Raw genomic sequence first — 21330 nt, 5'->3', positions numbered from 1 at the left:
TAAAAATTAAGAGACGATATATATAAATCTCGAGAATAACAATTTTTAACTGAAGGCAGCAGGCAGTACATTCGCTTAAAATTAATTTTAATATTTAAAAACTATGAAAAAGAAAGAAGTTAAAACGGCTAAGAAATTATCATTAGATAAATTTAAAGTAGCTGAATTTAAGAACATGCGTGCAATTATTGGAGGAAATGCTGATAATGAAGATAAAGGCGGAACAATTACACCCCCTACAAATTCAGGACAGGTAAGCAATTAAAATTCTTTAAAAGTGCAGTAATTGTAGTCAAATATTTAAATGTTTATAATGAAATTATATTTTTTAATCTGTGCTTTTGTTTATACAAATATTTTAGCTGGTCAAGAAATTACTTTGACAGAAAAACCATTTACTGACAATTATTATGGCAAAGTCATTAGTGATCCGTATCGTTATATGGAAAACACAAATGATACATTGGTACAAAAATGGTTCAAACAAAATAGCATAGAAAGCAGAAAACTTTTAGATAATATTTCAGGCAGAAAAGAAATACTTGAAAAATTACTTGAATTAGAAAAAAGAAATTCATTTGATATAACCTTACTTAACATTGCTGCAAACAATTACTCTTTTTACTTAAAGAAATTAAATAGTGATAAAACAGGAAAGCTTTATTATAAAAGCGGGGAAAAAGCAAAAGAAATTTTGCTTTTTGACCCTGCAGATTATAAAAAAGAATCTGGCAGTAATTATTCAATAACTTACTTAAAACCTTCCTGGAACAATAATACAGTTGCTATAGGTTTGTCTAAAAAAGGAGAAGAAATAGGCGAAATAGCCTTTCTTAATGTAACCACTAAAACTTTACATCCTGAAATAATTACACATTGCTGGCCAGCTGCATTGGCAGGTATAAAATGGCTTTTGGATGATTCTGGAATCATTTACATTCATATACCCGTAATTGATACCAAAGACAAAAATTATATATTAAATACAGAATCTGTAATCTATAAATTAGGTGATAATCCAGATAAGCATAAAATAATACTTTCAAAAAGTAATAATCCTGAAATTGAAATCACAGATGCCGATTTTCCTGTAGTATATGATTTTAATTCTAATGATAAATATATAACAAGCAGTTTAAGCGGTGCAACAACCTATGAAGATTATTATTACGCCAATATTGAAGAATTAAGCAATCAAAAAATAAACTGGAAGCCTTTGTATAAAAAGGAAGACGGACTCTTAAATCCAAAATTAATTAATGACAATTTATACTGCGTTTCATCAAAACGCACCCCAAACTTTAAGATTATCAAAACCAATATTACCAATCCTGATTTTGAAAATCCAGAAGTTGTCGTAGCCGAAAATAAAATAGAATCTATTGACGATTATGTCATAAATAATGAAGGTTTATTTTACTCTACTACTAAAAATGGAGTTGAAGCCAAACTTTACCAGAAAAAAGATAACGTAATAAAACAAATACAATTGCCAATAAAGGCAGGTGCTATTTCTATACAAAATAAAAACAGTGCCAATCCTGGCTTATGGGTAAGCATTAGCGGATGGCTGAATTCTAAATCCAGATATAGCTATGACGCCGCAAAAGAAAGCTTTACTGAAGCAAATGTTACAACACCAATTCTTTACCCGGAGTTTGAAGATTTTGTTGTAGATGAGATTGAAATTCCATCACATGATGGCGCTATGGTTCCTGTATCATTAATTTACAAAAAAGGCCTTAAAAAAGATAAGATGAACAATATTCTTATTGATGGATATGGATCATTTGGAATTTCAATGAAACCAAGGTTTAGAACCTTTTATCTATCGTGGGTTTTAAACGGTGGTGTTTTTGCAGAAGCACACGTAAGAGGCGGTAGTGAAAAAGGCGATGATTGGTATAAAAACGGATACAAATCTACAAAACCTAATAGCTGGAAAGATTTAATCGCTGCAGCAGAATATTTAATTAAGGAAAAAATCACATCAAAAGAGCGAATTGCCATAACCAGCGGCAGTGCCGGAGGTATTTTAGTAGGCAGAGCTATAACAGAAAGGCCTGACTTGTTTCGAGTAATGATTTGTAAAAATGGAGAATTAAATACAGTAAGACTTAAAGAAACTCCAAACGGGCCAAACTGCATGAAAGAATTTGGTAATCCTGAAATAAAAGAAGAACTTGATGCTCTTATTGAAATGGATTCTTACCTGCACATAAAAAACGGAGTTAAATATCCTTCATGTTTAATAACTACCGGCATGAATGATGCCCGTGTAGCTCCTTGGATTTCAGGTAAGTTTGCAGCAAGGTTAAAAGCTTCAACCGCATCTAAAAACCCTATTATTTTTTCAGTAAATTATAATACTGGACACGGACTCGATAATTCAAATCTAGAATTATATAATGATTTTGCTGATCAATTTGCTTTTGCATTTTGGCAATTGGGGAATCCAAAATTCAAATTAATAAACTCAGATTAAATCGATTTGCCTGAAAATATTTAAAAAGGTAATACATTAGATTCGGAAAAAGGCTTGTAAACATTACGTTTACAGGCTTTTTTTATTCCAATCACTTCAAAAATCATTAAACAGTATTTCTATAATTCGTAAAAAGAATACAAATAGCCCGAATTAGTATTATTTGTAACCAAGCTTCTGGTTAGACCTTTACACCATTAATTTAATAGCTAAAAAAAATGGACAAAACAATTTTAATTACAGGAGCAGGCAGCGGTATTGGAAAAGGAACTGCAAAATTATCTACGGTTTTAAGTCCGCCGTAATCTTTCATTTGGGTTCCGGCAAAATAACGAAATGCATCGGCAACGTTATGGCTCGCTAAATTTTCGAGCAATTTATCCGAAAGTGTCTGCACCTGAATTGCTTCCTGATAGGGTTTTCCTTTTAAGATTATTTCTTTTAAAACCCGCAAACTATCAGCTTCTACTTGCGAATTAAGTACAAACGGAGCAAAAAGTATAAAAGCGAATAAGAGTATTTTTTTTCTATGACTTGTTCCATCTTTAAAACAGCCTTCTCATCCCGAAAATGGGACAATGGCAATAGTAACGTTTAAAGACTTATATAGAACTTACAGTAGCGGGTCTGTTCAGGAATTACACCTGATTCCTTTTAACTGTTTTTTCATAAAACCTGAAAAAACAAACCAAAATTTGGCGCAAAGATGGAACTATCCCGATAAAAACAAGATAGGAATGTTTAAAATTGTATTATTTAGGAAATTATGGGAAACCGTAAATTTCTTATTCCCAAAGATTTTAGATTTACAATGTTTAACACAATATAGTATTCTAATGTTTGATCCAACTAATACCCGCTATCGATATCTAAATCTAAAAAATGATAAATCAGTTCGCCGATATTCAAACTCCTCATCTGGAATTGAAAAAATAAATGGCATTAGTAAATCAAGTACTGAATTACCTCATGGAAGCTATGGAGCTTTGTTATTTCGATTAGAATGGCAAACAAAAAGAGCTGCAATTATTGAACGAGACAAATGTTGTGTCATTTGTCAAAATACAGAAAGTCTACAGATACATCACAGACAGTATCATTTTGTAGTTGCCGAAAACAAATTTAAGCTGCCTTGGGACTATCCTGATTTTTTACTCATCGCTTTGTGTGAATCATGCCATAGAAGAGGACATGCCAAATTTAAAGTACCAACAATAAACATCTAAAAAATTACATAAATGGGACTATTTAATTACTTTAATCGAAATCAACCAAAGATCAATAATTCTAATGAAAATATTGAAACCGAACCAAAACAAACTTATCCTGAAATCTCTGAAAAAATTTTCATTCAAACAGAAAAATTCCCTGAAGGTATTTCAAAGGAACATCCTGTAAGTCAGGAAAATGGAATAAGCCTTCTTTTTGAATTTCTCGAAAAAAATTATGAAAGCAAAGGGTATGATGATGCTTTAATAAATCCAGACAATACGCATCTTGAGCAAAATATTGAAGCCTTAAAGAGTGATCTTGAAAGAACAATAAGAAAAATCAAAACTTACTATCAGGATTTTATTCGAGAGATAAACTTTCACATTGAAAGCCGTGCCAGAATAGGAATGATTGACACTGTAGAAGAATTAAGTGTAAAAAAATATACGGCAGAAGAACATATTGGTCAAATTTTAGAAATTGAATCCGATGCTAAAAACAATACTGGTTTAGGACAGGGTATGCTAATTAGTTATACCAGAGGTTTTCGAAATGGTCTTGCTGCTATTTCCAATCATTCGATAATGAAAAAAACATTTTGATATGAAAAATTGGTGGATCAAATTCGGATGTATCCTTACGGGATACAATTACAATATTGTTAAAAATTCAAGTGAAATTTCTGTTAAAGCAGTTAAACGATACACTGCCGCAATACTAATAGTTTGTATACTTTGGGCTTTTATAGGTTATTCTTTTACTAACAGATATCTGCGTGGTAGTGAAATTATGTCATCGATTGGGGCTTGCATTTTTGTAATAATAATTATACAAATAGAAAGACAGCTTATTCTTTCTATAAATCCGTCAAAGTGGTTAATTATTGCTAGAGGAATAATAGCTTGTATGATGGCTATAATAGGGTCTATTATTATTGACCAAATCATTTTTAAGGAAGATATAGAACTTGAAAAAATCACTTTCATTGAGGAAAGAGTTCGAAAAGCAATAGAACCAAAAACAAAAGATTTAAGAGATCAGATTGAACAAATTAATAAAGCTATATCCGAAAAAGAAGCAGAACGCTTAGTACTTATTGAAAATATTACCAAAAACCCTAATATGACGGTATTTTCTACACAGGCAATTACCACAAACACAAAAAGCAGTGAAGAAAATCCTGAAACCGGAAAACCTGTAACGGTTGAAAAAACTACGCCCGTTATAGTAACAACAAGATCAAATATACCTAATCCAAAAATTCAAATGATTCCCGCTATTGAAAAAACAATTAGCGATCTTAGAACCCAAAAAACTGAAAAAGAAACCGCATTGATAAATATCAGGCCTAAACTTGAAAAAGATATTAGTTCCAAGGTTGGTTTTTTAGATGAATTAAAAGTAATGTACAGCATACTTAGCCAATCTATGATTGCATTGGTTATTTGGTTAATATGGTTCTTCTTTTTATTAGGCCTCGAAATGCTGGTACTTATTAGTAAAAAAAGTGAAAAAGAAAATGATTATGAGAGAACTGTTCAACATCATATGGATCTTCAATTTAAAAAATTAGAATTATTTGCTAAGATGGGAGAATTCAAATAACTGAAACATTAAATAAATAATCCAAAAAAAGGGGAAAGATATTCGATATCTTTCCCCTTTTTATAACTAACCTTTGTATTTAAAAAGTAACAAATTTTGCACCTAAACTGAACCATCTTGCTGGCAAAGGAAATGCTCCAATTTCATAATAAGTAGTATTGAAAATGTTTTGTCCATCAATAAAAATGGTAAACTTTTTAATAGACTGACTAATTCTAACGTCGTTAATCCAGTAAGAAGCTCCGGTAACTCTTTCGTTAAAACGAGTGGCCAATAAAACAGAGAAATCTTTATGCTGAAAATCTATCGTATTGGTTACCTGATGTTTTAAAGATGAAATTAAATATTTAGAATAAGGCTCTTCGCGGGTATCTTTAAATTTAGAATCTAAATAAGAATATCCTAAAGTGAAATTTAATTTTGAAGCTTCAGAAAGATCAAATCTGTATGATCCTCGCATATTGACACCGTTTGTAATTAAATCACCGTAGTTTTGACTTTGCCACGGCACCGTTGTTACCATTCTTGTCCAGTCAATGTAATTGCTTATTTCTCTGTAAAAATAATTCACATTTAAGTTTAAAGATTTTCTGTTGAATTTAAACCCGAATTCGCTTTGAAAAGCATTTTCTGCTTCCAGATCAGGATTTCCAATATTTCCCGGACGCTGATTTAGGTATAAATCTGTAAAGGAAGGAATTCTTTGACTAGTTCCCACATTAGCAATAACCTTAAATTCGTCTGTCAATTCATAACTCGCGTCAATGCCTGGGTAAACCTGCCATTTATAATCTGAATTATAATTAAGATAAGTTCCTAAATTTACGTTCAGTTTTTCAAACAAATACGTTTTGTATTCTGCATAAATCCCCACATTTTTACGATCATGATCGCCAATATTTGAGGAATGAATATCTTCATTTCTGAATTCGGCACCAAAACCAATTTCACCTTTTTTCGTTTTGATCGAAGAATTTAATTCTGCCGCAATAGAATTGGTGTAATGCCGGCTTCTTCCAACATTCAGGGTATTGTTTCCTAAATATCTGTAATCATCATAATTATATCTGTACGTTACTCTTGGCATAATTTTCCAGTTATCCGTAATAAAATGTTTCGACTGAATATTAGCAAAAGTTGTCTGTACCACTTCTGTAGAATTTTTATCTCCCGGTGCAGCATAAAATCCGTTGGCTCCAAAACCGTTATTTACATAACCAAAAGAACCTAAAATTTCGTTAGAATCATTCACCTGAACATTTCCCTGATACAATATTTTATTGTTTTCAAATCCTGTATTATAACGATATCCGTTACTTTTATCGTGCGATGCAAAAATAGAATGCTGGTGTTTTTCTTTTCCTAAAACAGCTCCAGCCTGAACTCCGGTTCCAAAAAATGTATCTCCAGAATCATCAGAATCTTTCTCAAAATTAGAACCCGCATATGTACTTAATAAAACTCCAGATTTTGTTGGCTTTTTAGTAATAATATTAATTGCTCCAGTTAAACTGTTGATTCCAAAAATTCTCGCAGCCGGACCACGCAAAATTTCGATTCTTTCAATTGCTTCAACCGGAAGCGGCAGATTAAGCATATTATGAGCCGTTTGAGAGTCAATTATTTTCGCACCATTTAACAAAACAACAGTCTGCTCAAAACTTCCTCCGTCTACACTTATATCAGCCTGTCCTCCAAAAGGTCCTCTTTGTCTTATATCAACTCCGTTTGCATATTGTAAAACTTCCTGAAGCGTTCTTCCCGGTAATTTTTTAATCGTTTCGTTACTAATAACATAAACGTTTCTGTTTTGTTTTGAAATTGGAGTGCTTAAGCGGTTTTCATGGATAATAACCTCATCAATTTCTATAATCGAATCCCTTTTTGTCTGGGCATAAAAGTTTGAACAAATTAATGCTGCAACAGCAAAATAGATTTTTTTCATTCCGGGTTTATTTTTTTTGCAAAAGTAGTACCTTGCCGTACTAATCAAGTATACCAGTTTTGTAATTATGAGTGGTCCGGTTCAAATTCCTTTTAAAAGTTTTATTCGGCTTAAGCCTGAAGAAAACACGGCAATTTACCTGCAGATCGTTTTTGAATTTATAAAAGCGATACAAACGGGATTTCTTCCAGAAGGAACAAAACTTCCGGGAACACGTATTTTATGTAAACTTTTAGCGGTAAACCGAAACACTTTAATAAAGGCATTTCAGGATTTAGAATCGCAGGGCTGGATTGAAACACTTCCTAATAAAGGAACTTTTATCCTTTCTCAGCACAAACAAAAAAATAGTGCCGAATTTATAGTTCCAAAGGAAAATAAAACACAGGAAATCAATATTGGTTTTGAATTCAAACGTTCGACGATTCTTGAAAATCCTACCGAAACCAGCAATCTTCCCTATCAGTTTAATGACGGAATGCCGGATTTGAGACTGGTTCAAAATGATATTTTGGCTCGGCTTTATGTTTCAAAATTAAAGAGGCAAAAAACATCCAAAACATACGAGCAAATTCAAATTCGTTCGCATTTAAATTTTAAAACTCATTTCTCGAATTACCTCAATCTTACTCGCGGTTTACGCATTGCTACGGCAGATTTATTGACAACGAGCAGTCACGAAATTAGTTTGTATCTGGTTACAAAAGTGTTGATTTCTCCGGGCGATAAAGTGGTTGTGGCTTCGCCGGGATATTATATTTCAAACATGACTTTGACCAATACCGGAGCGCAGATTATCACGATTCCGGTTGATCAGGACGGAATTGATACGAATCGTTTGAAAGAGATTTGTGAAGAAACCAAAATCAGGGTTTTATATCTGACTTCCAATTATAATTATCCAACGACTATTTCTTTGAGTGCCAAAAGAAGAAAAGAATTACTGGAACTTGCTAATCAATACGGTTTTGTGATTTTGGAAGACGATTACGATTTTGATTTTCATTATGATAATAATCCTATTTTGCCTTTAGCCGCTTTTGATTCGAATCAAAAAGTAGTTTATATTGGTTCTTTCGGAAGATCGCTTCCGTCTGGATTTAGCTATGGTTTTGTGGCTGCTCCGCCCGAATTTATTTCGGAATTAGAAAAACATCAAAACATTCTGGAACCCGGAATTGATGTTTTGAAAGAACAGGTTTTAACAGAATGGATTAACGAAGGCGAAATGCATCGTCTTTCTAAGAAAAATAAAAAAATCTATAAAGAGCGCCGGGATTATTTCGTTTCCTTATTAAATGAAAAGCTGAAAGGTAAAATTAAATTTAAAATTCCGGCACGAGGTTTAGCCGTTTGGATTGAATGGCTTGATAAATTTAATTTGATTACGCTGCAAAAAGAATGTGCCAAAAATGATTTGTTACTGCCAAAAACCATTTTATACCAAACAAAAGATCTAACTGCCACAAGATTAGGTTTTGGACATTTAGAAAAAGAAGAAATGGAACAGGCTGTTTCTATTTTGTGCAAATCTATTGAGGCTATTTAGGCTATTTAAAAAAACATAGCCCGTGGTTGAAACCACGGGGACGCAGGATAATTCACAATACGTTTCCAGTGGTTGAAACCACTGGCTATATTTAAATACAATATCCTTTTATTTATTCTAAAACATAGCTATCTATGTTTGTTTAAACAAATGAAACGCCTTTTAGCTCAAAGAATACCTATGTCTCTATGTGTTAAATTAATTTTGCCCAACTGGTTAAAACATTATTTTTTAAGATGTTTTTCTATAATTTAAAACCGCGGCGATATTCAAAACAATGGCAAAACCTACTATAATTAAAATATGTTTTTGAACATCTTTAAAACCGCTTCCTTTTATCACAACCATTCTCATTACATCAATAAAATAAGTTATCGGGTTGAATTTTGAAACTGTTTTAGCCCAATCCGGCATACTGTCTATTGGGGTAAACAAACCGCCCATTAAAACAAAAATCATTACAAAAAAGAACATAATAAGCATTGCCTGCTGCTGTGTATCGCATATGGTAGAAACCAATAATCCGAAGCCTAAAATGGCCAGTAAATAAACGGCTATAAAAGCGTATAAAACTAGAATGTTTCCAAGCGGAATAATTCCGTAAAAAATCCAGCCAACCAATAATCCTAATGTAAAAACTACATTACCGAGAATCCAGAACGGAATTAATTTTCCTAATATAAAATGGTATTTTTTTACCGGAGAAACATTAATTTGTTCGATTGTTCCGGCTTCTTTTTCTTTTACAATATTTAATGCCGAAAGAAAACCGCCAACAAGCGTAACCAGAATAGCCAGAATTCCCGGAACCATATACAGCCTGTAATTTAAATGCGGATTGTACCAGTTTGACGATGTAATTTCTATTACCGGAATAGCATTAAAACTTGTAGAAACATTCATTTTTTTTCGCAAACCATTATTGTATTCTCTTATAATATCGTTGATATAACCTGCACCCAATCCGGCTTTTGTTCCGTTAATGGCGTTTACACCAATAAAAAGCTGCTGTTTATTTTCTTTAATAAGATCTTGTTCAAATCCACGCGGAATTTCCAGAATCAAATCGGCATTATCTTCTTCTAATTGTGTGAAAGCCTGTTTATATGAATCGTTATACGTTCGCAGTTTAAAATAACCAGAAGCCACAACCTGATTAATTAAATCTCTGGAATAATCTGAACGATCGTTATCTACCACAGCCAGATTAATATTTTTGATTTCATAATTTGCAGCAAGCGGCAAAATAATAAGCTGTATAACGGGCATTACCATTATTACGGCTAAAATGGCGCGATTACGAAATATTTGTTTAAACTCTTTGATGAGCAAAAATTTGATGATTCTCATGACAAACGTATTTTAAAGCTTTTAAGACTTATGATCAATAAGAAAATAGTGATTCCGAAGAGAATTAAAGTTTCCTTCCAGACATAGGAAAATCCCAGTCCTTTTATCATGATTCCTTTTACGATAATGTAATACCATTTTGAAGGCACAACATTTGAAAACCATTGCAAAGGCAGAGGCATATTTTCGATAGGAAACATAAATCCGCTGAAAAGTAAGGTTGGTAAAAGCATTCCGAGTAAAGAAATCAACATTGCAGTTTGCTGCGAATCGGTTTTAACCGAAATAAATATTCCTAACGTCAAACAGGTTATAATAAACAAAGTACTTTCTGCAAAAAGTAAAAATATATTCCCTTCAATTGGTAAATCGAGAACAAACACACTCAATAATAAAATCGAAATCACATTTACCATCGAAAGTAAAAGATACGGAACTGCTTTTGAAAGTATAACCATTAAAGGTTTGAATGGTGAAACCAAAAGAATTTCCATCGTTCCGGTTTCTTTTTCTTTTACGATAGCAATTGCTGTCATCATAACACAGACCAGCATTAAAACCAGAGCCATAACGCCGGGAACAAAATTTGGCGCTCCTTTTAACTGCGGATTGTATAACATTTTTACCTCCGGTTTTATCTGTAATGGCAACGGATTTTCCTGATTCAATTCTGTCTGATAATCGTTTATGATTGATGAAACATAATTGGTCAATGTTGTCGCATTATTCGGATCTGATGCATCTGCCAAAACCTGAATTTGAGCTTTATTTTGATGTAAAAGCTGGTTGTTAAAACCCTCAGGAAATATAACTGCCATTTTTATTTCTCCGGTTCTAAATGCGGCTTCCAGTTCTTTGCTTCCGGCAAGGCTTTTTCTTATTTCAAAATAACGGCTTGCTTCTATTTTGGTAATGATTTCTTGTGAAGCAATATCTTTGGCATAATCTACCACAACTATTTGGGAGTTTTTTACTTCATTGGTCAAAGCAAAACCAAAAATAAGAATCTGCACCACCGGCATTCCAAAGAGAATGAGCAGTGTTTTTTTGTCACGCAGTACGTGCAAAAATTCTTTTTTTACGAATGTTAGAAATTGTTTCATATTCGGTTTTTTTTATCCTACAAGGTTTTGAAAACCTTGCAGGATTGGAATTCGTTTAGAATGTGATTCTAAAATATTTTTTCTTTTCTTGAATCCGATCTTCTCCTGCAAGGTTTTCAAAACCTTGTAGGTATCATAATTATTTTCTACACTTTATATTTTAAACCTACAAGGTTTTGAAAACCTTGCAGGACGAATACTATTCGCCGCGTTTGGCTTCTCTGGCAAGATGATAAAATACCTCATCCATTGTGGTTACGCTAAATTGTTTTTTTAGGTTTGTTGGCGTATCGAGTGCTTCTACTTTTCCGTCGACCATTATCGAAACCCGGTTACAATATTCGGCTTCGTCCATATAATGCGTTGTTACAAAAATGGTAATTCCGTTTCCCGATGCTTCGTAGATCAAATCCCAAAACTGTCTGCGTGTTACGGGATCAACACCGCCTGTAGGTTCATCCAGAAATACAATTTCAGGTTTATGAATAATTGCGGTTGAAAAGGCCAGTTTTTGTTTCCATCCTAACGGAAGTGAACTTACTCGCTTGTCTGCCTGATCTTCCATTCCTAATTGTTTCAAAAGTGCTACACTGTTTTCTTTGATTGCTTTATCACTTAAGCCATAAATTCCGGCAAAAAAGGTAATGTTTTCCTGAACCGTCAAATCATCGTACAACGAGAATTTCTGACTCATATATCCTATACTTTTCTTTATTTTTTCGGTTTCTTTATAAATATCAAAACCTGCAATTTTTGCTTCGCCGGATGTTGGGTTCGATAATCCGCAAAGCATTCTCATGGCTGTTGTTTTACCTGCTCCGTTTGCACCGAGAAATCCAAAAATTTCTCCTTTTTCCACTTCAAAAGTGATGGCATCTACGGCGGTAAAATCTCCAAATCGTTTGGTTAATGCTTTGCACGAAATTACTTTCTCGTTCATAAAATGTTTTTAATTCGTTGGTTATGCGCATTTTTTGTCATTTAACGTAATTACGATCTTGTCATCCTGACGAAGGAAGGATCACACGCAAAACGCGACAACAATTGGCGATTTACTTTGCGGAGCTTCTAATGCGATCCTTCCTTCGTCAGGATGACAAAAATGCGCAGACAAACTTTGACAAAGTTCTAAGCCTGGCAATATTTTAACTTAAGAGCTTAATAAAACTGTCTTCAATTGTTACGGCAGCTTCTTTTATCTCTATATTTTTAATTCCTTTTGTTTCCAAAAACTGTAATAAATCTGCTTTGTTTGGATTTTCTTTAAAAGAAAAATGAGCAAATTCTCCAAAAGCATAACTCATTAACCGATTTGGATATTCAGCCAAAGCCTTTAAAAGCTCATACATATTAGCTGCTTTTACAGCAAAAAGCACATCAGGATAATTTTGGATTATATTTTTCGGACTGTCAATCGAAAGAATTTTTCCATCCTGAATCAATGCAATACGATCACAAAGATTGGCTTCATCCATATAAGGTGTCGAAACGATAATGGTAATATCCTGTTTTTTCAGTTTTTGAAGCATTTCCCAAAATTCTTTTCTGGAAACAGGATCAACTCCGGTTGTAGGCTCATCGAGAAATAAAACATTTGGTTTATGAATTAAGGCACAGCACAAAGCCAGTTTTTGTTTCATTCCGCCGGATAATTTTCCTGCTCTACGGGTTTTAAAAGGTTCAATCTGAATATAAATATCTTTGATTAAATCGTAATTTTCCTGAATCGTGGTTTCGAATAATGTGGCGAAAAAATTCAGATTTTCTTCTACCGTTAAATCCTGATATAAAGAGAATTTCCCAGGCATATAACCAATGGTATTTCTAATGGATTTAAAATCTTTTACTACATCGAGTCCGTCAATAGAAGCCGAACCATTATCTGCCAGTAAAAGCGTGGTCAGGATTCTGAAAATACTTGTTTTTCCTGCGCCGTCCGGACCGATTAATCCAAAAAGTTCGCCTTTGTTTACAGAAAATGAAACATCATTTACAGCAGCTTTTTTTTCCTTTCCGTAGGTTTTGGTAATATTTTTTACAACAACCGATTCCATTATTTTAAAAGTTTGATTTCGCCGTACATTCCAATTTTCAGATACCCATCATTTTTCACTCTCACTTTAACAGCATAAACCAAATTGGCACGTTCGTCTTTTGTCTGAATTGTTTTTGGCGTAAACTCAGCTTTGTCGCTAATCCATTCTACAACACCGCTGTATTCTTTATAAGTTTTGTCTGCTGCATCTGTAAAAACTTTTACATTGTCGTTTAATTTTACGCTTGGCAATTGATCTCCGGTAATATAAGCTCTTAAAATTATTGTTGATAAATCGGCAATTTTATAAAGCGGTTTACCAATTGCCGCCATCTCTCCAGCCTCTGCATATTTTGTCAAAACCGTTCCGTTCGTTTTATTGACAATTTTTGATTTAGCCAGCTGATCTTTAATTTGACTTACCTGAACTTTTAAGGTTTGGGTTTCATCATCGATTCCGGTTGTACTAATATTAAGCTGTATTTGTAAAGCGGTAATTTGTTTTTGAATAACCGAAACTTTTGTCATTGCATCATCGAGCTGTTTTCTCGTTGCTGCATCGGCTTTTACCAGATTCTGCATACGCTGCTGATCTAATTTTGCTTGTTTTAGTTCTTCTCTGTAAACATCTAACTGTGAGTTGATATCTGGCTTTTTACTCTGCGTTGCTTTTATTTGTGCCAAAAGCTGATCTCGTTTCAGCGAAAGCTGTATCGTGTCTATATAACCTACAACTTGGTTTTCTTTTAAAACATTTCCTTCTTCAACTTTTAACTCCTTGATTATACCGCCCGCTTCTGCCGGAATAATGGTTTCTACTGCTTCAAAAGTTCCTGTTGCATCAAATTCGTTCTTATTATCAGAACATGATATTGCCGCTGCGGCTATTATTATAAATGCTGTTTTTTTCATCTTATGCTTAATTACCGGTTATTAATTTTTGTCTATATTTTGCCAAAAGCAAATCTGTTTCATGAATGATTTTATTTTGCGCTGCGGCATTTTCTTCATTTACTTCTCGCAGATAATCACTGGAATCAATTACGCCATTGTCTAATTGTGCCAAAGCTGCTTTTTTAACATTGTTTCTCAGAGTTATAATTTCATTGTCAGAAACCAGATATTCTTCGAGTTTTGCTATTTCTGCACTTTGCTGTTTTATAGATTGGTTGGTATTAAAAAGAAAAACTTCTTTATCGACTTCTAGCTGCTGCTTATTAATGTCAATAATCTGTTTTTGCTTTTTATCTGTATAAAGTCCCGTTAAAGACCAGTTTAGTCTTACTCCGCCAATGTAATAGGATTTCCAGCCCACTTCAAGCATATTTAGCCCCGGATTTCCGTAACCGCCCTGCAGGAAGAAATTAAACTTTGGCAGATTGGCAATATCAACTGTTTTTTTACCCAGTTCCAAACTTTCATTTTTGTAATTAAAAAGCTGTAATTCAGGGCGGTTAATTTCTATTGAATTTACAATATTATCCGGAGTTTCTAATTTTGTGTTTTGAGATAATTCTAAATTGATAAAAAGCCCAAGCATGTCTAAATACGCTTTTTTATAATTGCGGATTCCAATTGCTGTTTGGTCTGCTTTTAGATATTCTGCTTTAAGCAAATCAAGACTGCTTCTGTAAGCTGTGCCGTTATTAAGTTGTGCCTGAACCGTTTTGATTCCAATATTAATATCATTTTTGAGTAAATCACTTTGGTGCAATTGTTCGTCAAAAACCAATATTCCAAAATAAAGTTCGGTTACTTTTTGTTTTACCGCATACAAATCAACCTGAAGCTGCTGCTCTGACACTTTGGTTTGTTTTTCTACGATTTCTTTCTGCTGTTTTAAGTTTCCTCCGTCATAAATGAGCTGGTTTACTTCTGCGTAAGCGCGGTATTGATCTTTATTTAAAATCGGGACATCTACCCCCGGAAGACTAACCGGCAGCTTTGTAACATCTGACTGATACGCTGCCTGACCAAAAATGTCGAATTTGGGATAATAACCTTTGGCAATATTATCAATCGTGAATTGACTGCTTTTGGCAATTAAATCCCTCTTTTTAGATAACGGATAATTTTCTTCTGCTAATGCATAACAATCCTGAAGTCGTAACAACTTGTCATTTTGCTGTGCATAAAAGTGAAATACTGGAAGAAAAACCAGTATAACTACAAATAACCTTTTCATACTCAATTTTTTAATATTTAATAATCCGTTTTAATCATTTGATTAAATTTAGTCCAAAAAAATAGCTACGAATTTATCATAGCTTTAAACCACTGCACAATTAATGTTTTTCTTTCTTCTGCAAAGTTGTCTAACTGCTCTGAAGTCATTACTCCAGCCGATTCAAAAACAGGTTTGGCAATGAAAGGAAAAATCGACATTGACAAAACATTTACTATAAAATGCAGCGGATGTATATCTGGCTTTTTTTCTTTTAATTGTTTTACCAAATAGGAATCTGTCAATAATTTTCCGGCCTGCATTCTGTTTCCAAAATGTTCGGGATTATTTCGAATTTCGCTTAAAACGAATAAAGGCAAACCCGGATTTTGGCTCAGCATTTCAATATATGCTTCTACAATCAAGGCTACTTTTTCTTCTAATGAAGTTTTATCGTTGTTAACTATGGGCGCAATTACACCAAATAATTTTGCAACTTTCTCGGCCATTACGAGTTCAAAAAGTTTTTCTTTACTTCTGAAATAATAATTTAAAAGCGCCAGATTAATTCCTGCTTCTTCTGCAATATCACGAGTACGCGTAGCAGAATATCCTTTTTGAGTGAATACAATTCTTGCCGCTTCTTTTATTTTTTCTTCGGTACTTGCGTCTTTGCTTTTTGGTGCCATATTGTGGTAAATCTTTGGCAAAGATAAAAATGATTTTGAATTAAACAAAAGATTTAATCAAATGATTAAAAATATTTTTTAAACTGATATTAAAATCCTGAAATCAATTACGCAAAAAGAAGGATTTTTATTTATGATTTAAAGGAAAAACCAAACAAATATTAAAGAATATAATCGCTTTTTAATTTTTCAAAGGCGATTTTATCGGTAGGAAGAACCAAAGGATTAGTCTCTGAATTAATATCGAACCATTCTAATTTTTCAATAGTTGGAATTTGAACATCTAACGCTTCAATATTAAGGATCTTAACAAGATAATAAATAGTAAAAATCTGCTTATTATCTTTCATTCTGGACTCTATAAAATTTTCTTGTGTATAAATATGCTTTACAACTTCTATTTTTAAATTCAGTTCTTCCTGAAATTCTCTATGCAGGCAGTCAATTGTGCCTTCGCCAAATTCAAGTCCGCCTCCCGGCAGTTTGCAAAGATTTGTTCCGGCATAGCTTTCGTGCAGCGCTAAAACTTTGCTTTCATTTACACAAAACGCATAAACTCTGACATTAAATCCAATTAATTCGCTCATAAAATTTAAATAATATATTAGTTTTTGGGCATAACGACCTGTAACCCTGCAAAAATAAGCAAATGATCGCCCGCATTTGAGCAATCTCTATTTAAAAAATAAATGGTAACTTTTCATGCTTTTTATTCTAACATCAGCTTCAATTATGACTACAGATATTATAGAATTACATGATTGTATTGTTTTAGTAGAGCAGTCTGATACTACCAAAACTATAGTTCAGAAATGTGAAATAGACGGAGATGCCGTAGGTTTTGCATTTTATGGTTCTGGCAATGTTGAGCTGGAAATCAAGCATAATAAACAAACAAAATATTTGACGAATACAACGGGTTTGGCAATTTGTTTCTTTGGAAATCAAAAAGTAGAATTCTCTCATAAAATCGAACCCGATAAACCTTTGCAGTCAATTAGTATTTTTACAAAACTGAAAAATCTGAATTCGCTTCCGCAGGCTGAAAGGGAAATTTTTGAAAATTATCTGCCGCAGTTATTAAATCCGAAAGAGCATTTTGTAAAAGGCCCGTCTTTTTATATGACGCTAGAAATGCAGCTGGCGGTTCAAAAAATCTTTAATACATCGTATACCGGAAATACTCGTTTGCTGTTTTTAAAAAGTCAGGTCAATGAACTTTTGGCTCATTTTTATGCACTTTTAGCTTCTGATAAAAAACCAGATTTATCTGAAATTGATAAAAACAAACTTTTTCAGGCTAAAGAAATTGTTACTACCAATTATTCTACGCCGCCGTCGATTACTCAATTATCACAAATGGTTGGGCTGAACAGTAATAAACTGAAGAAGAATTTTAAAGAACTTTTTGGCATTCCGGTTTTTAAATATGTCCAGGAAGAACGGTTGAATAAAGCGTATGAATTACTTCGCGAAAGCGAAAAAACAGTTCAGGAATCGGCTTGGGAAGTTGGTTATGAAAGTCTGAGTTCGTTTTCGAATGCTTTTCATAAAAAATTCGGAATGCGTCCAAATGATGTAAAACAGCAGTTCTTTTCAAACAAATCATAATTCTTTTACGACAAATGATTCTTTTTTAATCTAACCAACTTTGTATCAGTAATCATTTAAAACGATATTGATATGAAAAAGAAAATTTTAGTTCTGGGTTCTAATGGAAAAACAGGACGCAGAGTCGCCGCAAGATTAGAAAATAATCCTGAAGTTGAAATTAGTTTAGGTTCCCGAAATGAAAAAATTCCATTTGACTGGGAAAAACCAGAAACCTGGGAAAATGTTGTAAACGGAATCGATACGGTTTACATTACTTTTCAACCGGATCTGGCTGTTCCTTTTGCGGCAGATGCGATAGAAAATTTCACCAATCTTGCCACAAAATCTGGAGTACAAAAAATAGTTTTACTTTCTGGAAGAGGCGAACAAGAAGCACAGGTCTGCGAAGAAATTGTAAAGAAAAATGCCAAAAACTGGACCATTGTACGTGCAAGCTGGTTTAATCAAAACTTTAGCGAAAGCTTCTTTTTAGATCCAATTTTGTACGGAATTGTCGCTTTACCAAGAGCTGAAGCACTCGAACCTTTTACCGATGCCGATGATATTGCCGATGTTGTAACAGCAGCACTTCTGGATGAGAGTCATAACGGAAAAACGTATGAATTAACCGGGCCGAGATTACTAACTTTTAAAGATGCGGTAAACGAAATTGCCAATGCAAGCAGCAGAAACATTTCTTTTCAGAGTTTGAGTTTAGAAGAATATGCACAAATGCTAAAAGAATATCAGGTTCCTGAAGATCATATCTGGCTGGTAAATTACCTTTTTGAACAGGTTTTAGACGGAAGAAATTCGAATGTAACTTCTGATATTGAAAAAGTTCTGGGCAGAAAAGCGAAAGATTTCAGCGCTTATGCAGAAGAAACTGCCAAAACCGGAATCTGGAATCCTGAAAATTAAGAACATGAAATATATCAGAGCATTATTTTCAGGAATTTTGATTTGGTTTGCCGTTAGTTTTTCCTTTTATATTTTAGAACAAATTCCAGTTGTAAAAGATTCCTTTTTATGGCAGTCGGTTATTGCGGCGATTTCCATAGTGTTTTTCGCCATTGGTTCTGCAAAGTTTTATTATCGGAAAAATTATAAAATAAATGGTCTGCAGCTCGGGATTATAATGTCGCTTACAGCTTTGTTTCTGGACGTTATTATTACGGTTCCTTTTGTAGAAATTCCTAACGGAAGAAGTTACGAGAGCTTTTTTACAAGTCCAATTTTATGGATTCTGGCTTTTGTAAATGCAGTTTCTGTTTTTCTCTGGCGAAAGCAGATCAATAAAAAAACTCCTGTTTAGTGGAACAGGAGTTTTTCGGATTAAAAATATAATAGTAGTCTGTGGAATTTATCAACCTCGTGTCAGCCACCCTTTTTTATGGGCTGTAATAATAGAGTACGGCGCAATCCAAAACAATGAAAAAGTATAGAAAACGCTGTAAGAATAGGCCCAAAATGCTTCTCCTAAAGAATATCTTTTTGCATAAAATACAACTGAAAAACTTGATACAAGCAATATTCCTAAAAGCGTAGAGCTAATAAACAATAAAGGATGTGTTGCAATAAAATAGAACATAAAAATAAAAAAAGGATACGTCAAAATGATTCTCAATGACTGCTCTGTAAACAATAATCTTGCTCCAACTTTAGATTCTTTTCTAAAATCTTTCCAAACATATTTTGCCATCATAATGTTTTCACGAACATTACTTCTTCCCCATCTAATGAACATTTTATATAAACCTTTGTAATCTTCAGGAACGTTTGTTAATACGTAAGCATTTCTTTGAAACAATACGTGATGTCCTTGTTTTAAGATCATGTTGGTCATCGCACGGTCTTCACCAATATCTGAAGGCTGTCCCATAAAAGTCTGGTCAATCCATTCCGGCAGACAGGCAAAAACAGCGTTTCGTCTATAAGCTGCTAAAGCTCCGGGCGTACAAAGTACTGAACCAAGTGAGCTTTCTGCAGAACGCATGAATTCAAAACTCATTACAAAACTTACGTTTAGCATTTTTGGCAAAATTGCTTTTTCATTATTCAAAACCTGAACGTTTCCTGCAACGGCACCGCATTTTTCGTCAACTACAAACGGACTTACCAGGTTTCTTAAAGTGTCTTTTTTAACAATTGAATCAGAATCAACAGTTACAAAAATCTCTCCTTTTCCTAAATTAAATCCACGGTATAGGGCGTGGCGTTTTCCTTTATTTTGTGGCTGCTGAAAAATAGAAACACGATCACCTAATTTTAATTTTGCCTGCTGAATCCAGTACCACGTATCATCTTTGCTTCCATCGTCGATTGCCAAAAGCTCTAATTTGTGAGCAGGGAAATCACTTTCGGCCAAACTCATTAAAGTTTCATAAACTAATTTTCCTTCATTATAAGCCGGAACAATTACAGTACAAGCTGGCAGTAATTCATCTGAAACAGATTCGATTGGCTTATATTTAAAGTAAAGAAATACGTTGTAAAGGAACATTCCGGCTTTAAAAAGGAATAATGTTACGGTAATTATCAGGAAAATAATTCCTCCCGTTGAGTTTAATCTTTCTAAATGCAGCTGATCAAAATCCGGCTGTAATTGAAGAACTAAAAGAGATCCTGCAATCAATACTAAAAATGTTGCTGCAAGAACCATAAAGCCAAAAATACTTTTTGGTCTTTCGATATGTTTTTTTGCTGAGTTGTTATTTATTTTAAAAATAGACGGGCTGATTACTTCGCTGCTAATATCGCCTCCTGCATAAAATTGTTTTGAAATAATTGTTTCGCTTTCCATGTCCTGTTTGTTTGTATTAATTCTCTAAAATGGCTTTTATCAAATAGTTTTCTTTGCATTTTTCTAAGTAAACATCAAAGAAATTAAAGAATGACATGTTCCCAATTTGCAAGCGTTGTGCCATTTAGGTTTTAAACTGAATTTAAGCAGTTTATGAATTATTACATAAAATGATGTGTATATTTTTTTTACACTTTGTAGAATGTTTATACAGTTTTTAATGTGTAACCAGTAGCAAAATAAGGGATTTTTGCAACCGCAAAGAAGTGCGTAAATAAAAAAACGGAAACAACTTTACTAAGTTATTTCCGTTTTCGTTCCTGATTCTCCTGAATTAGGAATTTACCTTAAAGCCAATTTCTTATCTGGTATAAACTGTAATTACACCAGTAGTTTTATCTTTTATTTTCAACTCTTTATTAGTAAGGTTCATAATATCACTGGTTGTACTTGCATTACCAATAGTAATAGTTAAATCATTATGAGATCTTACGTAAGTTCCTGTAGTTTCTACTAAGGCACAATTTGAGCCGTCATAATCACCTATGACTGCTGCATTACTCAATTTTAGTTCTAAATAATCTCTGCTGCATCCTTCTTGGTTTTGTGGAGCATCGACTAAAACTTCTTGTCCATTAACAATTGTCCCGGTTTTACTTAGGTTGTACTTCCCTTGTAATGGAATTATTGTTTCTCCTTCATTATCATCGCTGCTGCAAGACGCAGCAAACATTCCCAGGCTTAAGGCTAATACGAATAATATCTTTTTACTTTTCATGCGATTTGTTTTTTATCGA

The 21330-nt window shown here is 33.5% G+C and carries 21 protein-coding genes and 1 riboswitch; of the genes, 9 read left to right on the top strand and 12 right to left on the bottom strand.

Annotated features, from left to right (window positions below):
- Window positions 1-103 precede the first annotated feature (103 nt).
- Both LUU93_RS05735 and LUU93_RS05730 read left to right on the top strand, forming a co-directional pair.
- On the top strand, window positions 104-265 hold the full coding sequence (locus tag LUU93_RS05735; protein WP_232679244.1) for a hypothetical protein: 162 nt from the start codon (window positions 104-106) through the stop codon (window positions 263-265).
- Window positions 266-313: 48 nt separating this feature from the next.
- Window positions 314-2485: a prolyl oligopeptidase family serine peptidase gene (locus tag LUU93_RS05730; protein WP_232679242.1), complete on the top strand. Its 2172-nt coding sequence runs from the start codon at window positions 314-316 to the stop codon at window positions 2483-2485.
- 202 nt (window positions 2486-2687) lie between these two features.
- Here LUU93_RS05730 and LUU93_RS05725 read toward each other — a convergent pair whose 3' ends face one another.
- A complete protein-coding gene (locus LUU93_RS05725) occupies window positions 2688-2939 on the bottom strand; it encodes a hypothetical protein (RefSeq protein WP_232679240.1) in 252 nt (83 codons plus the stop codon).
- Between the two features lie 51 nt (window positions 2940-2990).
- Window positions 2991-3184: riboswitch (cobalamin riboswitch) on the bottom strand.
- A gap of 38 nt (window positions 3185-3222) precedes the next feature.
- Here LUU93_RS05725 and LUU93_RS05720 point away from each other — a divergent pair.
- Genes LUU93_RS05720 through LUU93_RS05710 form a run of 3 tightly spaced genes read left to right on the top strand, consistent with a single transcriptional unit; the run spans window position 3223 to window position 5302 of the window.
- Window positions 3223-3711 carry an HNH endonuclease gene (locus LUU93_RS05720; RefSeq protein WP_232679238.1) on the top strand — a complete coding sequence of 163 codons (489 nt, stop codon included), beginning with the start codon at window positions 3223-3225 and terminating at the stop codon, window positions 3709-3711.
- Between the two features lie 12 nt (window positions 3712-3723).
- Complete coding sequence (locus tag LUU93_RS05715) at window positions 3724-4299, top strand: hypothetical protein (RefSeq protein WP_232679236.1); 576 nt, start codon at window positions 3724-3726, stop codon at window positions 4297-4299.
- Between the two features lies 1 nt (window position 4300).
- The gene (locus LUU93_RS05710; RefSeq protein ID WP_232679234.1) at window positions 4301-5302 is read left to right on the top strand and encodes a DUF4407 domain-containing protein; all 1002 of its coding nucleotides are present in this window, start codon (window positions 4301-4303) and stop codon (window positions 5300-5302) included.
- 79 nt (window positions 5303-5381) lie between these two features.
- Here LUU93_RS05710 and LUU93_RS05705 read toward each other — a convergent pair whose 3' ends face one another.
- Complete coding sequence (locus LUU93_RS05705) at window positions 5382-7247, bottom strand: TonB-dependent receptor plug domain-containing protein (protein ID WP_232679232.1); 1866 nt, start codon at window positions 7245-7247, stop codon at window positions 5382-5384.
- Window positions 7248-7314: 67 nt separating this feature from the next.
- Between LUU93_RS05705 and LUU93_RS05700 the strand changes: the two genes are divergently transcribed.
- Window positions 7315-8796 (top strand): aminotransferase-like domain-containing protein, encoded by a 1482-nt coding sequence (locus LUU93_RS05700; RefSeq protein ID WP_232679230.1) that lies wholly within the window; start codon window positions 7315-7317, stop codon window positions 8794-8796.
- A gap of 231 nt (window positions 8797-9027) precedes the next feature.
- Here LUU93_RS05700 and LUU93_RS05695 read toward each other — a convergent pair whose 3' ends face one another.
- The 8 genes from LUU93_RS05695 to LUU93_RS05660 form a co-directional block, all read right to left on the bottom strand.
- The gene (locus tag LUU93_RS05695; protein ID WP_232679228.1) at window positions 9028-10146 is read right to left on the bottom strand and encodes an ABC transporter permease; all 1119 of its coding nucleotides are present in this window, start codon (window positions 10144-10146) and stop codon (window positions 9028-9030) included.
- Complete coding sequence (locus LUU93_RS05690) at window positions 10143-11249, bottom strand: ABC transporter permease (RefSeq protein ID WP_232679225.1); 1107 nt, start codon at window positions 11247-11249, stop codon at window positions 10143-10145. The genes LUU93_RS05695 and LUU93_RS05690 overlap by 4 nt, the downstream gene beginning before the upstream one ends.
- Window positions 11250-11448: 199 nt before the next feature.
- On the bottom strand, window positions 11449-12189 hold the full coding sequence (locus tag LUU93_RS05685) for an ABC transporter ATP-binding protein (protein ID WP_232679223.1): 741 nt from the start codon (window positions 12187-12189) through the stop codon (window positions 11449-11451).
- Between the two features lie 205 nt (window positions 12190-12394).
- Window positions 12395-13303, bottom strand: coding sequence for an ABC transporter ATP-binding protein (locus tag LUU93_RS05680; RefSeq protein WP_232679221.1), 909 nt, complete (start codon window positions 13301-13303; stop codon window positions 12395-12397).
- Complete coding sequence (locus tag LUU93_RS05675; protein WP_232679219.1) at window positions 13303-14196, bottom strand: HlyD family secretion protein; 894 nt, start codon at window positions 14194-14196, stop codon at window positions 13303-13305. The genes LUU93_RS05680 and LUU93_RS05675 overlap by 1 nt, the downstream gene beginning before the upstream one ends.
- A 7-nt stretch (window positions 14197-14203) precedes the next feature.
- Window positions 14204-15469, bottom strand: a complete 1266-nt coding sequence (locus LUU93_RS05670) for a TolC family protein (protein WP_232679217.1) — start codon at window positions 15467-15469, stop codon at window positions 14204-14206.
- A gap of 65 nt (window positions 15470-15534) precedes the next feature.
- Window positions 15535-16137: a TetR/AcrR family transcriptional regulator gene (locus LUU93_RS05665; protein WP_232679215.1), complete on the bottom strand. Its 603-nt coding sequence runs from the start codon at window positions 16135-16137 to the stop codon at window positions 15535-15537.
- Between the two features lie 161 nt (window positions 16138-16298).
- Window positions 16299-16724 carry an NUDIX domain-containing protein gene (locus LUU93_RS05660; protein ID WP_232679213.1) on the bottom strand — a complete coding sequence of 142 codons (426 nt, stop codon included), beginning with the start codon at window positions 16722-16724 and terminating at the stop codon, window positions 16299-16301.
- 115 nt (window positions 16725-16839) lie between these two features.
- On the opposite strand from LUU93_RS05660, the gene LUU93_RS05655 reads away from it, so the two are divergent.
- From LUU93_RS05655 to LUU93_RS05645, 3 genes are all read left to right on the top strand, one after another.
- On the top strand, window positions 16840-17748 hold the full coding sequence (locus LUU93_RS05655; protein ID WP_232679211.1) for a helix-turn-helix domain-containing protein: 909 nt from the start codon (window positions 16840-16842) through the stop codon (window positions 17746-17748).
- Window positions 17749-17820: 72 nt separating this feature from the next.
- Window positions 17821-18651, top strand: coding sequence for a Rossmann-fold NAD(P)-binding domain-containing protein (locus tag LUU93_RS05650; protein ID WP_232679209.1), 831 nt, complete (start codon window positions 17821-17823; stop codon window positions 18649-18651).
- Between the two features lie 4 nt (window positions 18652-18655).
- Window positions 18656-19045 (top strand): DUF5367 family protein, encoded by a 390-nt coding sequence (locus LUU93_RS05645; RefSeq protein WP_232679207.1) that lies wholly within the window; start codon window positions 18656-18658, stop codon window positions 19043-19045.
- Between the two features lie 51 nt (window positions 19046-19096).
- Here LUU93_RS05645 and LUU93_RS05640 read toward each other — a convergent pair whose 3' ends face one another.
- Both LUU93_RS05640 and LUU93_RS05635 read right to left on the bottom strand, forming a co-directional pair.
- Window positions 19097-20533, bottom strand: coding sequence for a glycosyltransferase family 2 protein (locus LUU93_RS05640; RefSeq protein WP_232679205.1), 1437 nt, complete (start codon window positions 20531-20533; stop codon window positions 19097-19099).
- Between the two features lie 361 nt (window positions 20534-20894).
- Complete coding sequence (locus tag LUU93_RS05635) at window positions 20895-21311, bottom strand: lipocalin family protein (protein ID WP_232679202.1); 417 nt, start codon at window positions 21309-21311, stop codon at window positions 20895-20897.
- Window positions 21312-21330 lie beyond the last annotated feature (19 nt).

Origin of the sequence: Flavobacterium soyae (assembly GCF_021245985.1) — a bacterium.
Taxonomy (GTDB): domain Bacteria; phylum Bacteroidota; class Bacteroidia; order Flavobacteriales; family Flavobacteriaceae; genus Flavobacterium; species Flavobacterium soyae.
Note: the sequence above shows the minus strand (reverse complement) of the source record. Positions and strands in the feature narration are given on the sequence as shown.

Excerpts from the sequence above, each read along its gene's own strand:
- LUU93_RS05655 (WP_232679211.1), top strand. The coding sequence starts at position 16,840 with ATGCTTTTTATTCTAACATCAGCTTCAATTATGACTACAGATATTATA.
- LUU93_RS05645 (WP_232679207.1), top strand. The coding sequence starts at position 18,656 with ATGAAATATATCAGAGCATTATTTTCAGGAATTTTGATTTGGTTTGCC.
- LUU93_RS05700 (WP_232679230.1), top strand. The coding sequence starts at position 7,315 with ATGAGTGGTCCGGTTCAAATTCCTTTTAAAAGTTTTATTCGGCTTAAG.
- LUU93_RS05670 (WP_232679217.1), bottom strand. The coding sequence starts at position 15,469 with ATGAAAAGGTTATTTGTAGTTATACTGGTTTTTCTTCCAGTATTTCAC.
- LUU93_RS05720 (WP_232679238.1), top strand. The coding sequence starts at position 3,223 with ATGTTTAAAATTGTATTATTTAGGAAATTATGGGAAACCGTAAATTTC.
- LUU93_RS05695 (WP_232679228.1), bottom strand. The coding sequence starts at position 10,146 with ATGAGAATCATCAAATTTTTGCTCATCAAAGAGTTTAAACAAATATTT.
- LUU93_RS05735 (WP_232679244.1), top strand. The coding sequence starts at position 104 with ATGAAAAAGAAAGAAGTTAAAACGGCTAAGAAATTATCATTAGATAAA.
- LUU93_RS05715 (WP_232679236.1), top strand. The coding sequence starts at position 3,724 with ATGGGACTATTTAATTACTTTAATCGAAATCAACCAAAGATCAATAAT.
- LUU93_RS05660 (WP_232679213.1), bottom strand. The coding sequence starts at position 16,724 with ATGAGCGAATTAATTGGATTTAATGTCAGAGTTTATGCGTTTTGTGTA.
- LUU93_RS05705 (WP_232679232.1), bottom strand. The coding sequence starts at position 7,247 with ATGAAAAAAATCTATTTTGCTGTTGCAGCATTAATTTGTTCAAACTTT.
- LUU93_RS05675 (WP_232679219.1), bottom strand. The coding sequence starts at position 14,196 with ATGAAAAAAACAGCATTTATAATAATAGCCGCAGCGGCAATATCATGT.
- LUU93_RS05685 (WP_232679223.1), bottom strand. The coding sequence starts at position 12,189 with ATGAACGAGAAAGTAATTTCGTGCAAAGCATTAACCAAACGATTTGGA.
- LUU93_RS05640 (WP_232679205.1), bottom strand. The coding sequence starts at position 20,533 with ATGGAAAGCGAAACAATTATTTCAAAACAATTTTATGCAGGAGGCGAT.
- LUU93_RS05690 (WP_232679225.1), bottom strand. The coding sequence starts at position 11,249 with ATGAAACAATTTCTAACATTCGTAAAAAAAGAATTTTTGCACGTACTG.
- LUU93_RS05730 (WP_232679242.1), top strand. The coding sequence starts at position 314 with ATGAAATTATATTTTTTAATCTGTGCTTTTGTTTATACAAATATTTTA.
- LUU93_RS05650 (WP_232679209.1), top strand. The coding sequence starts at position 17,821 with ATGAAAAAGAAAATTTTAGTTCTGGGTTCTAATGGAAAAACAGGACGC.
- LUU93_RS05635 (WP_232679202.1), bottom strand. The coding sequence starts at position 21,311 with ATGAAAAGTAAAAAGATATTATTCGTATTAGCCTTAAGCCTGGGAATG.
- LUU93_RS05680 (WP_232679221.1), bottom strand. The coding sequence starts at position 13,303 with ATGGAATCGGTTGTTGTAAAAAATATTACCAAAACCTACGGAAAGGAA.
- LUU93_RS05710 (WP_232679234.1), top strand. The coding sequence starts at position 4,301 with ATGAAAAATTGGTGGATCAAATTCGGATGTATCCTTACGGGATACAAT.
- LUU93_RS05665 (WP_232679215.1), bottom strand. The coding sequence starts at position 16,137 with ATGGCACCAAAAAGCAAAGACGCAAGTACCGAAGAAAAAATAAAAGAA.